The sequence below is a fragment of the Streptomyces sp. NPDC021225 genome, from assembly GCF_044332865.1.
Taxonomy (GTDB): domain Bacteria; phylum Actinomycetota; class Actinomycetes; order Streptomycetales; family Streptomycetaceae; genus Streptomyces.
In genome coordinates this window covers 1-21,547 of sequence record NZ_JBIRPV010000015.1, presented here as the reverse complement: position 1 = coordinate 21,547, position 21,547 = coordinate 1, and the positions used below count along the sequence as shown (strand labels likewise).

The window sequence follows — 21,547 nt, the reverse complement described above, 5'->3', positions numbered from 1 at the left end:
GGCACGAGCCGCTCCCGCCCAGGTCAACCGTATCCCTCGGTATCCCTCAGCCCTCCGCGCGCCGCCCAGCCGCCGCGCCCCGCGCGGCCACCGCGGCCGCCGCATCCGCCTGCCGCGCCACAGCCGCCTTCACCAGCCCCGCGAAGAGCGGGTGCGGACGGGTGGGCCGGGAGCGCAGCTCCGGGTGGGCCTGGGTGCCGACCAGGTACGGGTGCACCTCGCGCGCGTACTCGACGTACTCGACCAGCTTGTTGTCGGGCGAGGTGCCGGAGAAGACCAGCCCGGCCTTCTTCTCCAGCTCCCCGCGGTAGGAGTTGTTCACCTCGTACCGGTGGCGGTGGCGCTCCTCGACGTACGGCTGGTCGCCGTACACCTCGCGGACGATCGAGCCCTCGGCGAGCTTCGCCGGGTACATGCCCAGCCGCATGGTGCCGCCCATGTCGCCCTCGCCCGCGACGATGTCGAGCTGCTCGGCCATGGTGGAGATCACCGGGTCGCTGGTGGCGGGCTCGAACTCGGTGGAGTTGGCGCCCTCGATGCCCGCCAGGTTCCGCGCGGCCTCGATGACGATGCACTGGAGACCGAGACACAGGCCCAGCAGCGGGATCTTGTTCTCGCGGGCGTAGGTGATCGCGCCGACCTTGCCGTTCACCCCGCGGTCGCCGAAGCCGCCGGGGACGCAGATCGCGTCGACGTCGCCGAGCTGCTGCCGGGCACCGGCGGCCGTACGGCAGTCGTCGGAGGTCACCCACTTGATCTTGACGCGGGCCTTGTTGGCGAAGCCGCCCGCGCGCAGCGCCTCGGTCACCGACAAATAGGCGTCGGGCAGGTCGATGTACTTGCCGACCAGGGCGATGGTGACCTCGTGGTCGGGCTGGTGGACCCGCTTGAGCAGGTCGTCCCACTGGGTCCACTCGACGTCGCGGAAGGGCAGGTCGAGGCGGCGCACGACATACGCGTCCAGGCCCTCGGAGTGGAGCACCTTGGGGATGTCGTAGATCGACTTGGCGTCGATCGCGGCGACCACGGCCGCCTCGTCGACGTCGCACATCAGCGAGATCTTGCGCTTGATGGAGGTCGGGACCTCACGGTCGGCGCGCAGCACGATCGCGTCGGGCTGGATACCGATGTTGCGCAGCGCGGCGACCGAGTGCTGGGTGGGCTTGGTCTTGAGCTCGCCGGAGGGGCCGATGTACGGCAGCAGCGAGATGTGCACCACGAAGACGTTGTCCCGGCCGACCTCGTGGCGGACCTGGCGGACCGCCTCCAGGAAGGGCAGCGACTCGATGTCGCCGACGGTGCCGCCGACCTCGGTGATCACGACGTCCACGTCGTCGGTCGCCATGCGCCGGATGCGGTGCTTGATCTCGTTGGTGATGTGCGGGATGACCTGCACGGTGTCGCCGAGGTACTCGCCGCGCCGCTCCTTGGCGATCACGGTGGAGTAGACCTGGCCGGTGGTGACGTTGGCCGAGCCGTCGAGGTCGACGTCGAGGAACCGCTCGTAGTGGCCGATGTCCAGGTCGGTCTCGGCGCCGTCGTTGGTGACGAACACCTCACCGTGCTGGAACGGGTTCATGGTGCCGGGGTCGACGTTGAGGTACGGGTCCAGCTTCTGCATGGTCACGCGGAGGCCGCGCGCCTTGAGCAGGGCACCGAGGCTGGAGGCGGTCAGGCCCTTGCCGAGTGAGGAAGCGACACCCCCGGTGACGAAGATGTGCTTGGTCGTCGTGGGCTTAGCGGCAATGGCCAAGAGGGGGCTCCCGTGGTCGCGAGGTGAAGGGCGAGGTCCGGCAGCTGCCCCGGTTTTCCGGGGGCGCCGTCGATGAGGTTCGGGGGTTTTGCGCCCACCGGTCCACGGGCTACCAGGGTATCAGTGCCCCGCCCCGACTACCGTTGGGCAGGGGGCGGCTCCGTACCGTGGCCCCGGAAGCCCCCGCGGCCGCCGCAGTCACATCTGCGCAGCCGTCCGGATACCATGCGTGACCTGGCCACCCGATCGGCCGCTGGGATCCGAGCCACGATGTGGGACGACTCAAGCGGATCACTGTTCTCCGTCGTATCCTGCTCGGACGCAATGCTGCGAGCCGGCCGGCAAGGGACCACCAGCACGCCCCCGGAACAAGCGCTCGTCGAGAACTTCAGAGACCGTGGAAAAATGCCTTTCGAGGGCACCACGGCCGTTCGAATGGGGATAGTACGTGGCCGGGCGTATTGAGGACTACGCACTGATTGGTGATATGCAGACCGCCGCCCTGGTCTGCAGAGACGGCACGGTCGACTGGCTCTGTCTGCCGCGCTTCGATTCGCATGCCGTCTTCGCCGGGCTGCTGGGCACAGAGGAGCATGGCTACTGGCGCCTGGGCCCCGCGCAGACCGCGGGCAGCACTCCGCCGGCCGCCGACCGCCGCCGCTACCGGGGCGATTCGCTCGTCCTGGAGTCGGAGTGGGACACCCCGCGCGGCACGGTCCGCGTGATCGACTTCATGCCGCCCCGTGACGGGGCCCCGCAGCTCGTGCGGATCGTCGAGGGCGTCAGCGGCCGGGTGCCGATGCGCTCGGCCCTGCGGATGCGGTTCTCCTACGGCTGGGTCGTGCCGTGGGTGCACAAGATCGATGGGCGGACGGTCGCCGTCGCCGGACCCGACTCGGTGTGGCTGGACACCGAGGTCGACACGTACGGCAAGGACCTGACCACCTACTCGGACTTCACGGTCGCCCCCGGCGACCGGATCGCCTTCACCATCAGCTGGCAGCCCTCCCACAAGGAGCCGCCCGCGCTGCCGGACCCGGAGGGCGCCCTGGAGGCGACCGAGGTCTTCTGGCGCGAGTGGGTCGAGCACTGCACGTACCACGGCCCCTACCGGGACGCGGTGGTCCGCTCGCTGATCACCCTGAAGGCGCTCACCTACGCCCCCACCGGCGGCATCGTCGCCGCGCCCACCACCTCGCTGCCCGAGGAGATCGGCGGCGTCCGGAACTGGGACTACCGCTACACCTGGCTGCGGGACGCGGCGATCACCCTGTCCTCGCTGCTGCGCACCGGCTACCGCGAGGAGGCGCGCGCCTGGCGCGAGTGGCTGCTGCGCGCGGTCGCGGGCGACCCGGAGAACCTCCAGATCATGTACGGCATCGCGGGCGAGCGCGAGCTGGGCGAGGCCGAGCTGCCCTGGCTCCCCGGCTACGAGGGCTCGCAGCCGGTCCGGGTCGGCAACGGCGCGGCGGGCCAGCTCCAGCTGGATGTGTACGGAGAGGTCACCGAGGCGCTGCACCTGGGGCATATGACCGGTCTGGCCCGGAACGACTACGCGAGCGTGCTCCAGCTGAAGCTGATCCGCTACCTCGAGGAGCACTGGGACGAGCCGGACGAGGGCATCTGGGAGGTGCGCGGGCCGCGCCGGCACTTCGTGCACTCCAAGGTGATGGCCTGGGTCGCGGTGGACCGCACCGTCAAGCTCATCGAATCGGGCGACGTGGACGGGCCCTTGGAGCGCTGGCGCGAGCTGCGCGACGAGATCCACCGGGATGTGTGCGAGAAGGGCTACGACCCCGAGCGCAACACCTTCACCCAGTCCTACGGCTCCCGGGAGCTGGATGCCTCACTGCTGCTGATCCCGCAGATGGGCTTTCTGCCGCCCGACGACAAGCGGGTCATCGGGACCATCGAGGCCATCCAGCGGGAGCTGTCGACCTCGGACGGCTTTGTGCTGCGCTACCCGACGGCGGGCGAGGACGCGGGCGTGGACGGCCTCGAAGGCGACGAAGGGGCCTTCCTGGCCTGCTCGTTCTGGCTCGCCGACGACCTGGCGATGATCGGCCGGGTCGACGAGGCGCGCAAGCTCTTCGAGAAGCTGCTGGCGCTCCGCAACGACCTGGGGCTTCTGGCGGAGGAGTGGGACCCGCGGCTCCAGCGGCAGGTGGGCAACTTCCCGCAGGCCTTCAGCCATGTGCCGCTGATCGACACGGCGCTGCGGCTGACCGCGTCCGGGGCGTACGGAGGGTAGGCCCGGCCACGTCCCCGAGCATGCCCCCGGACGGGCCCGGGTCGCAGAACCCCGGGCCTCAGGGCCCACAGGCCCCCACCCCTCACCCTCAGGGGACGATCACCGTGGCGCGGGCCCTGGAACTCCCCGCCCTGCGCCGCGGGCTCCCCGAGGTGGTGGCCGCCGGGGACGGTCTCGACCGGCCGGTGCGCTGGGTCCACGCGTGCGAGGCGCCCAATATCGCCTCGCTGCTCAAGGGCGGCGAGCTGCTGCTGACCCAAGGCCTCGCCGTGGGCCCGCGCCCGGCCGAGCAGCGCGCCTTCGTCCGCCGCCTCGCCGAGCGCGGGGTCGCGGCGCTGGTGGTGGAGCTGGGGTCCCGGTTCACCGCGCTGCCGGCCGCGGTGGTCGACTCGGCGCGCTCGCATGGGCTGCCGCTGGTGCAGCTGCACCGCGAGGTGCCGTTCGTGGCGGTCACGGAGGAGATCCACACCGAGATCGTCAATGAGCACTACGCGGTGCTGCGCCGGGCGGAGGTGGTGCACCGCGAGTGCACCGAGGTGCTGCTGCGCGGCGGCGGGGTGCCCGAGATCCTGCGGCTGCTGGCCCGGTTCGCGGGCAATCCGGCGTTTCTGGAGTCCCCCGACGGCCGGCTGCTGTACGCGGCGGGGCCGGGCGCGGCGGGGCAGCCGGCCGGCGCCGAACCGCTTCAGGTGTGGGAGGGGCTGCGGTCGCGGCGCGCTGCCCGGCGGCCCGAGCCGCCCGCGGGCAGCGTGGTGGCGGACGTCCCCGGCGGCGGGCCCGGCCCCGGCTCCGTACGGGCGCGGCTGACCGTACTGCCGGTGGCGGGGCTGCTCGCGCCCGTACACCGGCTCGCCGCGGAGCGGACCGCGGATCTGCTGGCGGTCGTGTTGCTGAGGGCCCGCCAGGAGGAGGAGCTGACCGCGCGCGGGCGCGGGGACTTCCTCACCGAACTCGCCGAGGGCCGGATCGCGGCGGCGGACGCCCCGGCCCAGGCCAGGGTGCTGGGCTTCAGACCGGGCGAGGGTCCGCTGCTGCCGGTGGTGATGCGGCTGGCAGAACTGTCTGCCCCGTCGGGCCTCGCCGCGCTGGAGCCGGGGCGGGGCCTGGGCACGGGGCCCGCCGAGAGCTGGGCGGCGCTGGCCCATGCGCTCCAGGAGGAGCTGGCGGGGGTGGGGGCGCCGGTGCTGCTGGGCGTACGGCTCCCGGAGCGGCGGGTTCCGCTGCTGGTGGGGCTGCGGGAGGCGGCGGAGCGCGGCGCGGTGGCCGAGCGCGTCGCGGCGGCGCTGCGCGCCGGGGTAGAACGGGCCTGGCCGGACCGGGCCGGGGCGCACCCGCCCGTGGTGGTCGTGGGGCTGCCGGGCGGCTGGGACGCGGTCGGCGGCGAACTGCGCCATGCCGCGCAGGCGGCGAGCGCGGCGCGGGGGCCGGCGGAGCGCGCATGGCACGACGTACGGAGTCTGGATGTCGACCTGTTGCTGTGGCGACTGCGGGAACACGGGGATCTGGCGGCTTTTGTCGACAGGGTGATCGGCCCGCTGCTCGCCCACGACCGCACGGCCCGGCCGCCGCTGGTCCCGACGCTGGAGGCGTATCTGCGCCACGCGGGCCGCAAGGCGGAGACGGCGCGGGCGCTGCACCTCAACCGCCAGACCCTGTACGACCGGCTGGCGCGGATCGGCCGGCTGCTGGGCAGCGACCTGGAGGACCCTCGGACGGTGCTCGCGCTGAGTCTGGCCCTCCAGGCCCGCCGCCATGTGCGGTCTCAGGACATCTGAGGTCCTGAACCGAGCTACTGGAAAGGCGTGAGGGTGAGCGTGACGCCCGTCGGAGCGGTGTCCTGGATGTACGACGCGAAGTCGGCGACGTCGTCGAAGGCGAAGCCGTACGCCTTGCCGTCGGCGGTCGCCGCGTGCATGGCCTTGGCGTAGTGGTTGGTGACCTGGGGGGTGTAGAAGGCGGCCGGGTCGGTGGTCGGCTGGGCGGCGGTGCTGTGCAGGGTGGTGCGGTTGAAGCCCGCGCCGAGGACGGCCGCGACCGGGCCCGTCGTGCCGTCGTTGGGCGCGGCGAGCGCGCCGTCGCAGAAGAGCACGTCCCTGGTGGAGGGTTTGCCGAAGGACACGGAGCCGGGGCCGGTGAAGGACAGCCTGCCGCCGCTCACCCGGCCGGTGAAGGTGCCCGCGTTGGTGGTGACTTTGAGGTCCTTCGCGGCGTAGGCGGACCAGACCTCGTCGATGTAGCCCGCGAGGTAGTCCTTGGCGAACAGCCCCGCGTCCAGGCCGTGTCCGGGGGCGATGACCCGCAGGCGGTCGCCGAGGACGAGGGGCGCGAAGGCGTCGACCGCGGCGAGGTCGGCGAAGACCTTGGCGCGGGCGCCGCTCTTGAGCGTGCCGGTGGTCTGGTCCTTGGCCCCGGTGAGGCGGATCGACATCGGGACGCTGAACATGTCGACCATGGTGGTGTTGCAGAACATCCCGGCGGAGTTGAAGGTGAACTCCGCGCAGTCGTGCAGGGTGTTGTAGTTGGGGTCGCTGGACACCCAGCCCGCCGGGTACTGGAGGGCCGCGTTGCCCGCGCCGTCGGTGACCGCCTTGAACCTGAGCTTGGAGCCGAGCGCGACATAGATCCGGCCGGACATATTGGGCAGGGTCAGCCTGGTGTCGCCGCTCGCGGCGAGCGGGATGGCGTAGTCGGTCCAGCCGTCGGGGCCGTTGTCGGAGAGCGCGATGGGCGCGATCCCGCCGTCCGGGGTGACCCGGACCTGCCGGCCGCCCTCGTTGCCGACGATGTAGAGCCATATCGACGAGTTGCCGAACTGACCCGTGTGGTTGACGACCGTGAGCGGCATCGTGGCGGCGCGCTCCGCGCCGTCGGCCCGGCCGCCGGCGAGGGTGAGGCCCGAACCGGCGGCAGCGGCGGCGGCGAAACCGCCGAGCAGCCTCCTGCGGCTGAGCGTTCCGCTCTTTGTCCCGCTTTTTATCCTGCTCATGACATGTACTCCTCGGCGTAGTGGGGGGTTTGCCGGGATATGGGGGGTGGTGGGGGGTAACGGGAGCCATCGCGGTGAGAGCGCTCTCTCCCGCCCTTCGCCCAGCACACTGCCCATCAGCCGCCCCACGCGTCAAGGACTTCGTCGCCCCGGAGCCGAATTAGGTCTGAACCAATTCGTCGTAGACGCTGAGGACATGGGCCACCGTGTCGTCCTCCGTCGGCCAGCCCGCGGTCCGCGCCCGCCCCGCCGCGGCCAGCTCCACCCGGCGCACCGGATCCCCGAGCAGCCGGATCACCGCGCCCGCGAGGGCCTCCGGCGCCCCGTACGGCACGAGTTCGGCCGCCTCCCCCACCAGTTCCGGCACCCCGCCGACCGCCGTGGCCACCAGCGGCACCCCCGCGTGCAGCGCCTCCTGCGCCAGCAGCGACCGCGCCTCCCACCGGCTGGACAGCACCGCGACATCGGCGGCCGCCAGCAGCGAGGGCACATCGTCCCGGCGGCCGAGCAGCCGCACCGGCAGCCCCTCCGCGTCGATCCTGCCCTGCAACACCGCCCGGTCCGGCCCCTCCCCCGCGACCGCCAGCAGCGGCTGGGGGTCCAGCGCGCGCCACACCCGGGCCGCGTCCAGCAGCGGCCCGAAGCCCCGGTCCGTCATCAGCCGGCCCACCGCCAGCAGCAACGGCCGCTCCACGGCGCCGAGTTCGGCCCGCGCCTTCTGCCGCCAGCCGTCCTCCCTGGGGGGTGTGCCGCGCGGCGCGGGCACCGCGACCGGCGCGAGCCGCGCATCGCGAGCCCCCCGTGCACGAGCCCGATCCACCAAGTCCGACGACGCGCCCAGCACGACCGTGGCGTTGCGCGCCACCCTGCGCTCCAACAGGCGCACGGCATGAGCCCGCGCGCCCTCGGCGTGCGGCTTGCCGTGCCAGGTGACGATCAGCGGTACGCCCCGGCCGCGCAGCGCCAGCACGGCCAGCAGCCCGGACCGCAGCCCGTGCGCATGCACCAGCCCCGCCCCCGCACCGGCCGCGCGCAGCGCCGCCACGGTCCCCGCGTCCGTCCTGGCGTCCAGCCCGACGAACCACGCGCCCGCGTCCGTGAACCCGTACCCCCGCTCCGCCCCCCACGGCCCGCACACGGTCACCCGCAGCCCGCGCGCCACCAACCCGGCCGTCAGCGACCGCACATGCACCCCGCTGCCGGAGCTCCCGCCGCCGAGCACTTGGAGGGTGTGCAGAGGCGGCTGCCCGTGCGGGTTCCCTTGCGGGCTCCCGTGCGGGTTCCCTTGCGGCGGGACCGGGGTGCTGCTCACGGTGCTGCTCACGCGGGAGGGGCTCCTGAGGGGACGGCGTTCGGGCGTGGGAAGTGGGCGCGCGGCGGTACGGGTGCGCTCCGCCCAGGATGCCAGCACCCGGACCACCCCCGCCGCCATGCCCCCACCCCGCGCCCGCCGTCGACTCGCCCGTACGTCCGCGGGTTCACCCATACGGAGTACACGTCGGGTGCCGTGCAAACCGCGCGTGGGCCGACCCCGGTTCGGGGACGGGCCCGCGCGTGCAGACCCGCGCCCGGCCCCGCCGCGCGACCGGTACGGGCCCGGCGGACCGGGAGCGCCCCGGCCCGGCCGAGCCCCGGCAGACCCTGCCGGCCGAGGCGGCCGAGGCGGCCGCGCGGCAGCGACCGGAGGCCGAGCCCGTCCAAGGGCCTTGCACAAGCGGGCGCGGGGACAGGGACACGACCGACCCCGGTCGCGGAGCCGGGCCGGGAGCGCTCCGGCGGGTCCCCGCCACGCCGGACGGGGTCCGGGGGCCGAGGTCGGGGTCCGGGGCGTGGCTCCGGTTCGGGAAGGGGCGGGGTGGGGGCTCTGCCGATACGCGGCTCCGCGTGGCGCCGGAGGCGGTCAGCGGGTGGCCCGGGCGGCCTCCAGGAGCTCCTCCGCGTGGGCACGGGCGAGTTCCGAGTCCTCCTGGCCCGCCAGCATGCGCGACAGCTCCCGCACCCGGTCCTCGCCCTCCATCGCCTTCACACCGCTGCGCGTGACCGCCCCGTCGTTGGTCTTCTCCACCACCAAGTGCCGGTCGGCGAAGGCCGCGACCTGGGGCAGGTGGGTGACGACCACGACCTGCGCGGTCCGGGCGAGCTTGGCCAGGCGCCGGCCGACCTCGACCGCCGCCTTGCCGCCGACGCCCTGGTCCACCTCGTCGAAGAGATAGGTCGGCACGGGGTCGGAGCCCGCGAAGACCACCTCCACCGCCAGCATCACCCGGGACAGCTCACCGCCGGACGCCCCCTTGGCGATCGGACGGGGCGGGGCGCCCGGGTGGGGGGCGAGCAACAGCTCGACCTCGTCGGCCCCGTGCGGCCCGAACAGCACCGCACGGCCGCCCACCTCGATGCCCGCCGTCTCCTCCGCGGCCTCGGTCTGGCCGATCGCGAAGGTCACCCGGGCGTGCGGCATCGCGAGCGAGGCCAGCTCCGCGGTGACCGCGCCGGCGAAGCGCGCCGCCGCCTCCGTACGGGCGTCGGTGAGCGCCTGCGCGAGCTCGCCCAGTTCGGCGCGGAGCGCGTCGCGCTCGGCGGTCAGCTCGCCGATGCGGTCGTCGTCGCCGTCCAGTTCGGCCAGCCGGGTCGCGCCCTGCTCCGCCCAGGCCAGCACGTCCGCGATGTCCTGGCCGTACTTACGGGTCAGATGGGCCAGCGCGGCCCGGCGCTCCTCGACGGTCGCCAGCCGCCGCGGATCGGCGTCCAGGTCGTCCGCGTAACCGGCGAGCTCCCCGGCCACATCGGACAGCAGGATGCCGACCTCGGCGATCCGGTCGGCCAGCGCGGCGAGCGCCGGGTCATGGGAGCGGACGCCCTCCAGGGCCCGGTGCGCGCCCGCGACCAGAGTGGCCGCGTCCACGCCCTCGGGGTCCTCCGGGTGCCCGGCCAGGGCGGTGTGCGCGGCGGTGGCGGCCGAGGCGAGGGCCTCGGCATGCCCGAGGCGCTCCGCCTCGGCGGCCAGTTCGGCGTCCTCCCCCGGCTGCGGCTCGGCCGCGGCGATCTCCTCGAGGCCGAAGCGCAGCAGGTCGGCCTCCTGCGCCCGCTCCCGCGCGCGCGTGGTCAACTCGTCCAGCTCGGCCGCGACCGCGCGCAGCCGCCGGTAGGCCGCCGCGTACTTCTCCAGCGGCCCGGCGACCGCGGCCCCCGCGTATCTGTCCAGGGCCTGGCGCTGCCGCGCCGGGCGCAGCAGCCCCTGCTGATCGGTCTGGCCATGGACGGCCACCAGGTCGTCCGCCAGCTCGCCCAACAGCCCCACCGGCACCGAGCGGCCGCCCACATGGGCGCGCGAACGGCCTTCGGCGGAGACGGTGCGGCTGATCAGCAGCGCTCCGTCGTCGAGTTCGGCCCCCGCTTCCTCGGCCCGGACGGCCACCGCCGACCGGGCGTCGACGGTGATCCGGCCCTCGACGACCGCCGCCTTGGCACCGATCCGCACGAGCGCGGCATCAGCCCGCCCGCCCAGCAGCAGGCCGAGACTGGTGACGACCATGGTCTTGCCCGCGCCGGTCTCACCGGTCACCGCGGTGAAACCCGGCGACAGTTCGACGGCGGCGTCGTCGATGACGCCCAGCGCACGTATCCGCATCTCCTCCAGCACGACCACGACCATACGAGGTTTCGCGGGCGAGATGCGATGGGGCTCCCCCTCTGGGGTACGTCACCCACCCGCCCATCCCTATATCCGGGCGCCATCCCGCACCCCGGTCAGGGGCCGCAAAGGCTCTGCTCCCGGACCTCGGGGGCCCAGGAGCAAAGCCCCCGCCGGACAGCCCTTAGTGCGGCGCGCCGCGCCAGCCCGCGACCGGGAGGGCGAACTTCGCCACCAGCCGGTCGGTGAACGAGGCGTGGTGCAGACGTGCCAGACGGACCGGGACCGCGCCCCGCCGGACCTCCACCCGCGCACCCGCGGGCAGTTCGACGGTGCGCCGCCCGTCGCACCACAGCACCCCGTGCGGGGTCTGCGGCTGCACCTCCACGGCGAGCACCGAGCGCGGCGAGGTGACCAGGGGCTTGGCGAAGAGGGCGTGCGCGCTGATGGGGACCATCAGCAGCGCCTCGACCTCGGGCCACACCACCGGCCCGCCGGCCGAGAAGGCGTAGGCCGTCGAGCCGGTCGGGGTCGCGCAGACGACGCCGTCGCCGCCGAAGCGGGAGACGGGGCGGCCGTCGACCTCGGTGACGACCTCGAGGAGGCGTTCCCGCGCGGCCTTCTCGACCGAGGCCTCGTTCAGCGCCCAGTCGGTGTGCACGATCTGCCCGTCCGTGCGGACCAGCACATCGATGGTCATCCGCTCCTCGACCTCGTAGCTGCGGGTCACCACCCGGTCCACGACCTTGTCCAGGTCGTCCCGCTCGGCCTCGGCGAGGAAGCCGACCCGGCCCAGGTTGACGCCGAGCATCGGCACCCCGGAGATGCGCGAGAACTCGGCCCCGCGCAGGAGCGTGCCGTCACCGCCGAGGACGATCAGCAGCTCGCAGCCGTCCAGGACGTCCGGGCCCGCGTCGACCAGCTCGACCGCGGCAGGCAGCGGCAGGTCCGCGGCTTCGGCGGCGAGCACCCGCACCCCGATGCCGCAGCGCAGCAGGCCTTGCACGACGAGCTCGGCGCTGCGGATGGCCGCGGGGCGGCCGGTGTGCGCCAGCAGGAATACGGTGCGCTCCGCCGCTGCCGAAGCCGCTGCCGTAGCTGCTGCCGTAGCTGCCGCTGAAGCTTCTGAAGTGGTCAACTGGGCCCCTCCGCCACTGCACGGTCGACATCGGCCGGGTCGAGTGCCGGCGCCCCGGCGCGCATCCACAGAAAGTACTCGACGTTGCCCGACGGGCCGGGCAACGGGCTCGCGGTGACCCCCAGGACTCCCAGTCCCAGCTCCGCCGCCCGCTCGGCGACCGTACGGACGGCCTCGGCGCGCAGCAGCGCGCTGCGGACCACCCCGCCGCTGCCCAGCCGCTCCTTGCCGACCTCGAACTGGGGCTTGACCATCAGCACCAGGTCGGCTTCGGGCGCGGCGCAGCGCACCAGGGCAGGCAGCACCAGCCCCAGCGGGATGAAGGACAGGTCACCGACGACCAGGTCCACGGGGTCACCGCCGATCTGCTCGAGCGTCAATTCACGTACGTTCGTACGGTCCATGACGGTGACGCGTTCATCGCTCTGCAAAGACCACGCGAGTTGTCCGTATCCGACGTCCACGGCGACGACATGGGCGGCCCCGGCGCGCAGCAGGACGTCGGTGAAGCCCCCGGTGGAGGCGCCCGCGTCCAGGGCGCGCCGCCCTGCGACCCGCAGACCGCCGCCACCGGCGGGGGCGGGGGCGGGGGGCGCGTCCGCGCCGCCCGTCCGCCCGCGGTACTCCTCGCTGAAGGCGAGCAGCGCGCCCGCGAGCTTGTGCCCGCCGCGCGAGACATAGTCCGGGTCGCTGTCGTCCTTGCCGACCACGAGCGCCGCGCTGGTCTCCACCTGGGTGGCGGGCTTGGTCGCGATCTGTCCGCCGACGGTCACCCGGCCCGCGGCGATCAGCTGGCTCGCGTGCTCGCGCGAGCGGGCCAGCTTGCGGCGCACCAGCTCGGCGTCGAGTCGTACGCGTCGTGGGCGGGTCACAGCCACGGGTGGTTCAGCTCCTGTCGTCCTACGAGGTGCGGGTTACCGGGTGGGCGGGCGGGGGCTACGCGCCGGGGGTCGGCGGGGCCGGTGGGCCCGGCCGCCGGTCCAGGGCGGTCAGCGCGTCGCGCAGGCCCCGGTGCACATCCTCGTACACCTCCAGGTGGCCGCTCGCGGCGAGGTGGTCGGCGTCGGCCAGCCGCTCCAGCTGGGCGTCGACCTCGGCGACGCCGGTGGGCGTCCGGGTGACGCCGAGCGGCACCGGATCCGCCGGGCGCGCCGGTTCCGACGACCGTTCCGACGGCGGCTCCGGCACGGTCCCCGGCGCCTCCGCCACGGCGGCCGGCGCCCCAGGACCCGGCTCAGGCTCGGGCCGCGCGCCCTCCATCGGCTCACTCATGGTCCCGACGCTACCGCGAACCGCGCATTCTCCGACGTACGGGACCTGGGGTACCGTCTGTCGCGATGGCGACCATGGAGGAGTGCCGCAGCGCACTCGACAAACTGGCGGAGAACCTGGCGGGCGCGAACGGGGACCTCCGCAGCGCCGCCGCGCTCGACCGCTCGGTGAGCTGCCGGATCACCGACCTCGACATCACCTTCCTCGGACGTCTCACCGATGGCCGCATAGAGGACGTGACGGTCGTGCCTGGCCTGCCCGACGAGCGCGCCGAGATCCGGCTGACCATGTCAGGCGACGACCTGGTGGCCCTGGTCGACGGCGAGCTGCACTTCGCGCGCGCCTGGGGCAGCGGCCGGGTCAAGCTGGAGGCAGGCTTCCGCGATCTGCTGCGGCTGCGGAAGCTGCTGTAGCCGAGCCCACCGCCGTCGCGGCCGCCATCTCCGCCGTACCCGCCTCCGGCGCGTCCTCTACCGTCGCGTCCTCCTCCGGCGCGTCCTCCGTTGTCACGTACGCCGCGGCCGCGGGCGTACGGGGCCGGCGCGCGGCGGGCACCACCAGCGGGGTGCCGGTCTCGGGGTCGTCGATCACCTGGCAGCGCAGCCCGAAGACCCGCTCCACCAGCTCGGCCGTCACCACCTCCCCGGGCGCGCCCTCGGCGACGACCTCCCCGCCGCGCATCGCGATCAGATGGGTGGCGTAGCGGGCGGCGTGGTTGAGGTCGTGGAGCACGGCGACGAGGGTGCGGCCCTGCTCCTCGTGGAGCTGGGCGCACAGGTCGAGCACGTCGATCTGGTGCTGGATGTCCAGGTAGGTCGTCGGCTCGTCGAGGAGCAGCAGCGGGGTCTGCTGGGCGATGGCCATGGCGATCCACACCCGCTGCCGCTGGCCGCCGGACAATTCGTCGACATAGCGATCCGCGAGCTCGGCCACGCCGGTCGCCGCCATCGACTCGCCGACGATCCGCTCGTCCGTCTCCGACCACTGCCGCAGCAGCCCCTGGTGCGGATAGCGGCCGCGCGCGACCAGGTCGGCGACGGTGATCCCGTCGGGCGCGATCGAGGACTGCGGCAGCAGCCCGAGGGTGCGGGCGACCTTCTTGGCGGGCAGCGAGCCGATCGCCTGCCCGTCGAGCAGTACGGACCCGACGGTGGGCTTGAGCATCCGGGACAGCGCGCGCAGCAGGGTGGACTTGCCGCAGGCGTTGGGCCCGACGATCACGGTGAAGGAGTTGTCGGGGATGGCCACGGACAGGCCCTCGGCGACCGTGCGCCGGTCGTAAGCGAGGGTGAGCCCTTCGGCGGTGAGCCGCTGTGTCCGAGTCCCCTTGTCCGTACCGCGCATCCCGCCCGTACCTCCCATGATCGCCATACCGTCCATGCCGCCCGCTGTGTCTCGCGTCTCGTCCGTGCTCATCCGGCCCGCGCCGCCGTCCCTCGTCGCGTCCCTCGTCGCGTCCCTCGTCGCGCCCGCCGTCATATCCGCCCCGCCCGGCGCTCGGTGATCAGCAGCCCCAGCAGATAGCAGCCGCCCAGCACCCCGGTGACCACTCCCACCGGCAGCTGGTCGGCCCCGAAGAGCCGCTGCGCGGACCAGTCGGCGGTGACCAGCAGGGCCGCGCCCATCAGGGCGGCGGGCAACAGGTTGGGGCCGGCCGCGCGGGTGAGCTTGCGGGCCAGCTGCGGCGCGACCAGCGCGACGAAGGCCACGGGCCCGGCGGCGGAGGTGGCGACCGCGGTCAGCATGACGGCCGCGAGGACCATCACCAGCCGCGTCCGCTCGACCCGCACCCCGAGGGCGTACGCGCTGTCGTCGCCCATCTCCAGCATCCGCAGGCCCCGGGCGTTCCCGAGCACCACCGGCAGCAGCACCGCGCACGCACACGCCAGGGGCCAGACCTGCTCCCAGTCCCGGCCGTTGAGCGAGCCGGTCAGCCACACCGTGGCGCGCGACGCGTCCACCAGGTCGGCCTTGGTCAGCAGATAGCCGTTGACGGCGCTGAGCATGGCGGACGCGCCGATGCCCACCAGCACCAGCCGGTAGCCGTGTACGCCCTGCCGCCAGGCCAGCGCGTAGACGCCGAGCCCCGTCACCAGGCCGCCGGCCACGGCTCCGATCGCGACCTGGTACGGCTCGCCCTGGAACAGCACGATGACGGTGAGCGCCCCGGCCGCCGCCCCCTGCCCGAAGCCGACCACGTCCGGGCTGCCCAGCGGGTTCCGGGAGACACTCTGGAAGAGCGCGCCGGCCAGGCCGAGGGCCGCGCCGACGAGCAGCCCGACCAGCACACGCGGCAGCCTCAGGTCGTTGACGATGAAGTCCTGGGCCGGGGTGCCGCCGCCGAACAGGGTGCGTACGACGTCGCCGGGCGCGATCGAGAAGTCGCCGGTGCCGATCAGCACCACGCCCATGGCCAGCGCCACGGCGGCCAGCAGCAGCCCCGCCAGCGCCGCGCGGACATCCAGCCGGAGCGAGAGCCCGCCGCGGGTCCGCAGCACGGCTCCGCGCGCCCCGGGCGCGTTGCCGCCGCCGTTCCTGATCTTGCTCGCGCTCGCGTTCGCGTTCACAGCTGGGCCATCCTTCGGCGCCGGACGAGGTAGATGAAGACGGGCCCGCCGATGAGCGTGGTCACGACGCCGGCCTGAAGCTCCGAGGGCCGGGTCACCACCCGGCCGAGCACATCGGCGCCCAGCAGCAGGACCGGCGAGAGCACCGCGGCGTACGGCAGGATCCAGCGCAGATCGGGCCCGGTGAGCGCGCGTACGAGATGCGGCACCATCAGGCCGACGAAGGCGATCGGCCCGCAGGCGGCGGTCGCGGCCCCGCACAGCAGGGTGACGGCGACCATGGCGAGCAGGCGCGTGCGGTTGAGGTTGGCGCCGAGGGCGCGCGCCGTGTCGTCGCCGAGCGCCACGGCGTTCAGCGCCCGGCCGAGCGCCAGGGCGAGGACCGCGCCGACGACGAGGAACGGCGCGACCTGCTTGACGACCGTCATGTTCGCGGAGGCGAGCGAACCGACCGTCCAGAAACGCATCTTGTCCAGAGCCGCCGTGTCCAGCAGCTCAACGGCGTTGACATAGCCGTAGAGCGCCGCGTACACCGCCGTCCCGGCGAGCGCCAGCCGCACCGGCGTGGCGCCCCGGCTGCCGCCGAGCGCGTACACGAGCACGGACGCGACGGCGGTGCCGAGGAAGGCGAACCACACATAGCCGGTCAGGGAGGTGACGCCGAAGAAGCTGATGGCCGAGACGACGGCGGCGGACGCGCCCGCGTTCAGCCCCAGCAGCCCCGGGTCGGCGAGCGGATTGCGGGTGAGCGCCTGGATCACCGCGCCCGCGAGCCCGAGGGCCGCGCCCACCAGCAGCCCGAGCACGGTGCGCGGCACCCGCACGTCCCGGACCACCACGTCGGTGTCGGTACCGCTGTAGTGGAACAGGCCGTGCCACACCTCGCCCAGCGGGATCGGCTTGGCGCCGATCGCGACGCTGGCCGCCACGATCACCAACAGGACCACCAGGGAGGCGGCGAGCCCGGCGGCGCGGCGCGCGGAGCGCCGCCCGGGTGGCGCGGTCGCTGGTTCGGTCCCGGCTCTCGCCGGACTGAGCAGGGTCACGCGGAACTCCACCTCGCAGCAAGGCCAATCACAACTGAGGTTAGGTTAACCTAACCTACCTTGCCGCGTCTCGGGAGGGTGCCGTCAGCCCGGCAGGGCCGTCACAGCCCGAGACAGCCCGAGGGGCCGCCCGGGGGTCCGCCCGGGGGCCGCACGAGGGGCCGTCACAGCCCCAGCATCGCCAGCGCCTTCCCCGCGTCCGCGTCACACGCCCCGTCCCCCGCCTCGGTCCACGCCGCCGCGCACAGCGCCCGCAGCCCGTCCAGCGGGTCGTCACCGTCCCCCTCCAACACCAGCGCGCCCTGCCGCACCCGGGCCAGCCGGCCCCCGCACCGGAAGCCGTCCTCGTCACCCGGCCCCGCGGGCTCCACCGCGGGCTGGGGCGCCAGCAGGCCCCTCAGGTCGCGGTCCACATACGTCGGCCGGTACTTGGGCTCGGCGGCCAGCAGCTGCGCGGGGGTGGTCACCCCGGTCAGGACCAGCAGCGAGTCGACGCCGCCCGCGTACGCGCCCTCGATGTCGGTGTCCAGCCGGTCCCCGACCACCAGCGGCCGCCGCGCGCCGGTCCGCAGGATCGTCTCCCGGTGCATCGGCGGCAGCGGCTTCCCGGCGACCTGCGGATACTGGCCCGTGGCGATGCGGACGACCTCCACCGCCGCGCCGTTGCCCGGCGCGATGCCCCGACCGCTCGGAATCGTCAGATCCGTGTTGGAGGCGAACCACGGCACGCCCCGCGCCACCGCGTACCCCGCCTCCGCCAGCCGCCCCCAGGGCAGCTCGGGCCCGCCGTACCCCTGAACCACCGCCGCCGGGTCGTCGTCCACCGACTCCACCGGCACCAGGCCGCGCTCGCGCAGGGCCACCCGCAGCCCCTCGCCGCCGATCACCAGCACCCGGGCCCCGGCCGGGACCTGCTCGGCGATCAGCCGGGCCACCGCCTGCGCCGAAGTGATCACATCCTCGGCCGTCGCGGGCACCCCGAGCCGCGTCAGATGCTCCGCCACCGCCTCGGGCGTCCGCAGCGCGTTGTTCGTCACATACGCCAGCCGCATCCCGCCGTCCCGCGCGGTGACCAGCGACTCCACGGCGTGCTCGACGGCCTCGCCCCCCGCGTACACCACCCCGTCGAGGTCCAGCAGGGCGGTGTCGTACGCCTCGCTCAGCGGCCGCTCTCCGGCCGCCGGACGGGTGCGGACGTTCTGGGTCACGGGGGGATTCATAGAGGGACACGCTCCTCGCATAAATGTGCGTCTGTCCATCGATCATCTCTGATCGCGCCGGACGGCATAGCATTCACTGATGAGCATTCCAGGGCCTGTCGGGCAAGGTCTTCAGCTCGCCCCGTTCCGGGGATTGCGCTACGTCGCGGAGCGCGTCGGCAGCCTGGCTGCCGTGACCTCCCCGCCGTACGACGTCGTGGTGCGCCCCGACGGGCTGCGCGCGCTCGAGACCGCGGACCCGTACAACATCGTCCGCCTCATCCTCCCGCAGGCCGACACCCCCGCCGACCGCCACCGGCAGGCCGCCGAGACGCTGCGCCGCTGGCAGGCCGACGGCATACTCGCCCCCGACCCCGAGCCCGCGCTCTACGTCTACGAGCAGCGTGACGGCCATCTGCTCCAGCGGGGCATCATCGGCGCCCTGCGGCTGAGCCCGCGCGAGGAGGGCGTGGTCCTCCCGCACGAGGAGGTCATGCCGCATGTGGTCGAGGACCGCGCCGCCCTGATGCGCGCCACCGCCGCCAACCTGGAGCCGCTGCTCCTCGCCTACCGCAGCGACGGCTCGGTCACCGGCGCGGCCAGCGTCGTCGAACGCACCGTCCGAGGCCGCCCATTGCTGTCCACGACCACCGAGGACGGCTTCAGCCACCACCTGTGGCGGGTGACCGACCCCGCCGACCTCACGGAGATCGCCGCCGACCTCCGCCACCGGCAGGCCCTCATCGCCGACGGGCACCACCGCTGGGCCACCTATCTGCGGCTGCGCGAGGAGCGGGCGGAGCCCGGCCCCTGGGACTTCGGCCTGGTCCTGCTCGTCGACACCGCCCGCTATCCGCTGCGCGTCAGGGCCATCCACCGGCTGCTGCACCAGCTGTCGCCGAGGGAGGCGCTGGCCGCCCTGTCCGGCCCGGGGAGCGCCGGCGGGACCGGCTCTGAAGGCGCCGCCTTCCGCGTACGGCCGGTCGACGGGCCGCTCCCGCAGGCGCTGGCCACGCTCGCGAAGGCCGCCGACGAGCCGAGGGCCGGAAACGCCTTCCTGCTCGCCGGGCACGGCGGCTTCCACCTCCTGGACCGCCCCGATCCGGCACTCCTGGCCCGTACGGTCCCCACCGGCCGGCCCGAGGCATGGCGCACCCTCGACGCGACGGTCCTGCACTCCCTGCTGCTCGAGCACCTCTGGAAGGTCCCGGACACCCCCGCCCACATCGGCTACATCCACGACGCGGCGGCGGCCGTGGAGCAGGCGGAACGGCACGGCGGTACGGCGGTGCTGATGCACCCGGTGCGGGAGGGGATCGTCCACGACCTGGCCCGTCAGGGGATCGCCATGCCGCACAAGTCGACCTCCTTCGGGCCGAAGCCCGCGTCGGGCCTGGTCCTGCGCAGCCTCGCGCTGGGCTGACACAGACGACAGAGGGCGGAACCCCGGGCCCGGGGTTCCGCCCTCGCTGTCCGGCCGCGTCAGCTGCCGTTCGCCTCGCCCTTCGGCTGGTCCTTCGGCTCGTCCTTCGGCTCGTCCTCGTCCGCGGACTCGTCGTCGATCTCGTCGCCGACCTGCTCGGACTCCTCTGCCTCCTCGGCCTCCTCGAACTCCTCGGACTCCTCAAACTCCTCGGGGGCGAGCGCGTCCACGAACTCCACGCCGTCCAGCTCCGCGAGCCGGTCGGAGGCGTCCGTGGTCCCGCCCTGGTCCGCCTCCAGGGCCTTGGCGAACCACTCCCGCGCCTCGCTCTCACGGCCGACGGCCAGCAGCGCGTCGGCGTACGCGTAGCGCAGCCGCGCGGTCCACGGCTGTACGGACTGCGAGGCCAGCTCGGGGCTCTGCAACGTCACCACGGCGGCGTCGGCCTGCCCCATGTCGCGCCGGGCGCCCGCCGCGACCAGCCGCATCTCGACCTGCCCAGCCCGGTCCAGCTTCTGCACCTCGGGCTCACCGGCCATCGCCAGCGCCCGCTCCGGACGGCCCATGCCGCGCTCGCAGTCGGCCATCACCGGCCACAGATCGACGGTGCCGGTCATCCGCCGGGCCGCGCGGAACTCCGCCAGCGCCTCCGAGTACTTCGCGACGGCGTACGAGGCGAAGCCCGCGGCCTCGCGCACGGCCGCGACACGGGAGGCGAGCCGCAGCGCCACGCGCGAGTACTCGTACGCCCGCTCGGGCTCGTCGTCCAGCAGCTTGGCGACCATGACGAGGTTCTTCGCCACGTCGTCGGCGAGGGTCTTCGGCAGGCTCATGAGCTCCTGCCGCACGCTCTTGTCGATCTCGTCCCCGGTCACGTCCTCGGGGATCGGCAGCCGCTTGACCGGCTCGCGGTCACGGTCGCGGGCGCGCTCGTCCCGGCGCCCGTAGCCGCCGGACCGGTCGTCCCGACGCCCGTAGCCGCCACCGGGGCGCTCGTCGCGCCCACGGCCCTGCCCCGCGTACGAGCGGCGCGGCCCACGGTCGTCACGGCCGTCGCGGCCGCGGAAACCGCCCTCGCGATCGTCCCTGCGCGGGGCGCGCGGGCGATCGTCGCGGCGGTCGTCACGACGATCGTCACGACGGTACGAGGGCCGGTCGTCACGACGCTCATCACGCCGGTCGTAGCCGCCGGTACGGGCGCCACGGTCCCGGTCGTCACGACGGGGCCCACGCGGCCGGTCGTCCCGGCGGTCATCGCGGCGGTCATCGCGACGGAAGCCACCGCGGTCGTCGTCACGTCGGTACGAAGGCCGGTCGTCCCGCCGTTCGTCCCGCCGCCGGTCATCGCGGCGGTCGTCACGACGCTCGTCGCGCCGGTCGTCACGGCGGAAGCCGCCACGGTCGTCGTCACGCCGGAAGCCGCCGCGGTTGTCATCACGGCGGAAGCCGCCGCGATCATCGTCCCGCCGGAAGCCCGGCCGGTCGTCACGCCGGAAGCCGCCGCGGTTGTCATCACGGCGGAAACCGCCACGGTCGTCGTCCCGCCGGAAGCCCGGCCGCTCATCGCGGCGGTCGTCACGACGCTCGTCGCGCCGGAAGCCTCCCTGGCGGAACCCGCTGTCCCGGTCGTCACGCCGCGGCCCGCGGGGACGGTCGTCCCTGCGATCGTCACGGCGCTCATCCCGGCGGTCATACCCACCGCCGGGCCGCCCGCCGCGGTCGTCACGACGCGCGTACCCTCCGGGCCCGGGCCGTCCACCGCGGTCGTCGTCGCGGCGCGGCCCACGCGGCCGGTCATCACGGCGATCGCCGCGCGAGGCCTCCCGCCGGTCGTCGCGCCGGTCGTCGCGCCGGTCGTCACGGCGGAACCCGCCGCGGTTGTCATCGCGACGGAAACCGCCACGGTCGTCGTCCCGCCGGGGACGGTACGGACGGTCGTCCCGCCCGCGCTGGAACCCGCCACGATCGCCGTCACGCCGCGGTCCGGACTCACGGAAGTCGCGCCGATCACCGCCGTCCCGGCGCCGCGGCTCGCGGTCCGACCGATCGTCGGGGGAGTTGGTGGACATCGACGTGACTCCTGTCTTGAGGTACTACAGCCATTCTCGCGCATCGAACTTGCCGACGCGTTTCAGGGAAAACAAAAGGACCCTTGGTCCCAGCATGAACGCTGGGACCAAGGGTCCTTCAAAGATTGTTCGGCGGCGTCCTACTCTCCCACAGGGTCCCCCCTGCAGTACCATCGGCGCTGAAAGGCTTAGCTTCCGGGTTCGGAATGTAA

Annotated in this window: 16 protein-coding genes and 1 rRNA gene; 4 read left to right on the top strand and 13 right to left on the bottom strand. The window is 73.9% G+C overall.

The genetic code is table 11. The features are described 5' to 3' along the window. Positions 1–46: 46 nt before the first annotated feature. On the bottom strand, positions 47–1,753 hold the full coding sequence (locus tag ACH4S9_RS40365; RefSeq protein ID WP_398376684.1) for a CTP synthase: 1,707 nt from the start codon (positions 1,751–1,753) through the stop codon (positions 47–49). Positions 1,754–2,201: 448 nt separating this feature from the next. On the opposite strand from ACH4S9_RS40365, the gene ACH4S9_RS40360 reads away from it, so the two are divergent. Together ACH4S9_RS40360 and ACH4S9_RS40355 are read left to right on the top strand one after the other, a co-directional pair. After that, a complete protein-coding gene (locus ACH4S9_RS40360; protein WP_311730795.1) occupies positions 2,202–4,004 on the top strand; it encodes a glycoside hydrolase family 15 protein in 1,803 nt (600 codons plus the stop codon). 20 nt (positions 4,005–4,024) lie between these two features. Further along, positions 4,025–5,779, top strand: a complete 1,755-nt coding sequence (locus tag ACH4S9_RS40355) for a PucR family transcriptional regulator (protein WP_398376681.1) — start codon at positions 4,025–4,027, stop codon at positions 5,777–5,779. Between the two features lie 14 nt (positions 5,780–5,793). Here ACH4S9_RS40355 and ACH4S9_RS40350 read toward each other — a convergent pair whose 3' ends face one another. From ACH4S9_RS40350 to ACH4S9_RS40325, 6 genes are all read right to left on the bottom strand, one after another. Beyond that, positions 5,794–6,990 (bottom strand): glycoside hydrolase family 64 protein, encoded by a 1,197-nt coding sequence (locus ACH4S9_RS40350; RefSeq protein WP_311730797.1) that lies wholly within the window; start codon positions 6,988–6,990, stop codon positions 5,794–5,796. Between the two features lie 160 nt (positions 6,991–7,150). After that, complete coding sequence (locus ACH4S9_RS40345) at positions 7,151–8,302, bottom strand: glycosyltransferase family 4 protein (RefSeq protein ID WP_398376824.1); 1,152 nt, start codon at positions 8,300–8,302, stop codon at positions 7,151–7,153. A gap of 588 nt (positions 8,303–8,890) precedes the next feature. Further along, positions 8,891–10,642 (bottom strand): DNA repair protein RecN, encoded by a 1,752-nt coding sequence (gene recN, locus ACH4S9_RS40340; protein WP_398376680.1) that lies wholly within the window; start codon positions 10,640–10,642, stop codon positions 8,891–8,893. A 163-nt stretch (positions 10,643–10,805) separates the two neighbouring features. Next, positions 10,806–11,759: an NAD kinase gene (locus ACH4S9_RS40335; RefSeq protein ID WP_385345240.1), complete on the bottom strand. Its 954-nt coding sequence runs from the start codon at positions 11,757–11,759 to the stop codon at positions 10,806–10,808. Continuing rightward, positions 11,756–12,631, bottom strand: coding sequence for a TlyA family RNA methyltransferase (locus ACH4S9_RS40330; protein WP_385345258.1), 876 nt, complete (start codon positions 12,629–12,631; stop codon positions 11,756–11,758). The genes ACH4S9_RS40335 and ACH4S9_RS40330 overlap by 4 nt, the downstream gene beginning before the upstream one ends. Positions 12,632–12,695: 64 nt before the next feature. Next, positions 12,696–13,019, bottom strand: a complete 324-nt coding sequence (locus ACH4S9_RS40325; RefSeq protein ID WP_385345261.1) for a hypothetical protein — start codon at positions 13,017–13,019, stop codon at positions 12,696–12,698. Between the two features lie 77 nt (positions 13,020–13,096). Here ACH4S9_RS40325 and ACH4S9_RS40320 point away from each other — a divergent pair, with 77 nt between their 5' ends. Then, on the top strand, positions 13,097–13,444 hold the full coding sequence (locus ACH4S9_RS40320) for a sterol-binding protein (protein WP_311730801.1): 348 nt from the start codon (positions 13,097–13,099) through the stop codon (positions 13,442–13,444). On the opposite strand, the gene ACH4S9_RS40315 is transcribed toward ACH4S9_RS40320, so the two are convergent. The 4 genes from ACH4S9_RS40315 to ACH4S9_RS40300 all read right to left on the bottom strand — a co-directional run bounded on the left by ACH4S9_RS40315 (position 13,392) and on the right by ACH4S9_RS40300 (position 17,864). Then, entirely contained in the window at positions 13,392–14,402 is a 1,011-nt protein-coding gene (locus tag ACH4S9_RS40315) for an ABC transporter ATP-binding protein (RefSeq protein WP_311730808.1), read from the bottom strand. The two genes, ACH4S9_RS40320 and ACH4S9_RS40315, sit on opposite strands and share 53 nt — an antisense overlap. A gap of 104 nt (positions 14,403–14,506) precedes the next feature. Continuing rightward, the gene (locus tag ACH4S9_RS40310; RefSeq protein WP_311730809.1) at positions 14,507–15,571 is read right to left on the bottom strand and encodes an iron chelate uptake ABC transporter family permease subunit; all 1,065 of its coding nucleotides are present in this window, start codon (positions 15,569–15,571) and stop codon (positions 14,507–14,509) included. A 23-nt stretch (positions 15,572–15,594) separates the two neighbouring features. Next, on the bottom strand, positions 15,595–16,644 hold the full coding sequence (locus tag ACH4S9_RS40305) for an iron chelate uptake ABC transporter family permease subunit (RefSeq protein ID WP_311730802.1): 1,050 nt from the start codon (positions 16,642–16,644) through the stop codon (positions 15,595–15,597). Between the two features lie 164 nt (positions 16,645–16,808). After that, positions 16,809–17,864 (bottom strand): HAD-IIA family hydrolase, encoded by a 1,056-nt coding sequence (locus ACH4S9_RS40300; RefSeq protein WP_311730803.1) that lies wholly within the window; start codon positions 17,862–17,864, stop codon positions 16,809–16,811. A gap of 79 nt (positions 17,865–17,943) precedes the next feature. On the opposite strand from ACH4S9_RS40300, the gene ACH4S9_RS40295 reads away from it, so the two are divergent. Beyond that, the gene (locus ACH4S9_RS40295) at positions 17,944–19,266 is read left to right on the top strand and encodes a DUF1015 domain-containing protein (RefSeq protein ID WP_361184871.1); all 1,323 of its coding nucleotides are present in this window, start codon (positions 17,944–17,946) and stop codon (positions 19,264–19,266) included. Between the two features lie 59 nt (positions 19,267–19,325). Here ACH4S9_RS40295 and ACH4S9_RS40290 read toward each other — a convergent pair whose 3' ends face one another. Together ACH4S9_RS40290 and rrf are read right to left on the bottom strand one after the other, a co-directional pair. Beyond that, positions 19,326–20,159, bottom strand: a complete 834-nt coding sequence (locus ACH4S9_RS40290) for a hypothetical protein (protein ID WP_398376823.1) — start codon at positions 20,157–20,159, stop codon at positions 19,326–19,328. Positions 20,160–21,462: 1,303 nt separating this feature from the next. Further along, positions 21,463–21,547: ribosomal RNA gene (rrf, locus tag ACH4S9_RS40285) — 5S ribosomal RNA — on the bottom strand; the annotation flags it as partial.

What these genes read in the sequence shown, in the direction of transcription:
- ACH4S9_RS40320 (WP_311730801.1), top strand. Translation starts at nt 13,097, where the DNA reads ATGGCGACCATGGAGGAGTGCCGCAGCGCACTCGACAAACTGGCGGAG.
- recN (WP_398376680.1), bottom strand. Translation starts at nt 10,642, where the DNA reads ATGGTCGTGGTCGTGCTGGAGGAGATGCGGATACGTGCGCTGGGCGTC.
- ACH4S9_RS40300 (WP_311730803.1), bottom strand. Translation starts at nt 17,864, where the DNA reads ATGAATCCCCCCGTGACCCAGAACGTCCGCACCCGTCCGGCGGCCGGA.
- ACH4S9_RS40325 (WP_385345261.1), bottom strand. Translation starts at nt 13,019, where the DNA reads ATGGAGGGCGCGCGGCCCGAGCCTGAGCCGGGTCCTGGGGCGCCGGCC.
- ACH4S9_RS40350 (WP_311730797.1), bottom strand. Translation starts at nt 6,990, where the DNA reads ATGAGCAGGATAAAAAGCGGGACAAAGAGCGGAACGCTCAGCCGCAGG.
- ACH4S9_RS40295 (WP_361184871.1), top strand. Translation starts at nt 17,944, where the DNA reads ATGAGCATTCCAGGGCCTGTCGGGCAAGGTCTTCAGCTCGCCCCGTTC.
- ACH4S9_RS40315 (WP_311730808.1), bottom strand. Translation starts at nt 14,402, where the DNA reads ATGGCGATCATGGGAGGTACGGGCGGGATGCGCGGTACGGACAAGGGG.
- ACH4S9_RS40355 (WP_398376681.1), top strand. Translation starts at nt 4,025, where the DNA reads ATGCCCCCGGACGGGCCCGGGTCGCAGAACCCCGGGCCTCAGGGCCCA.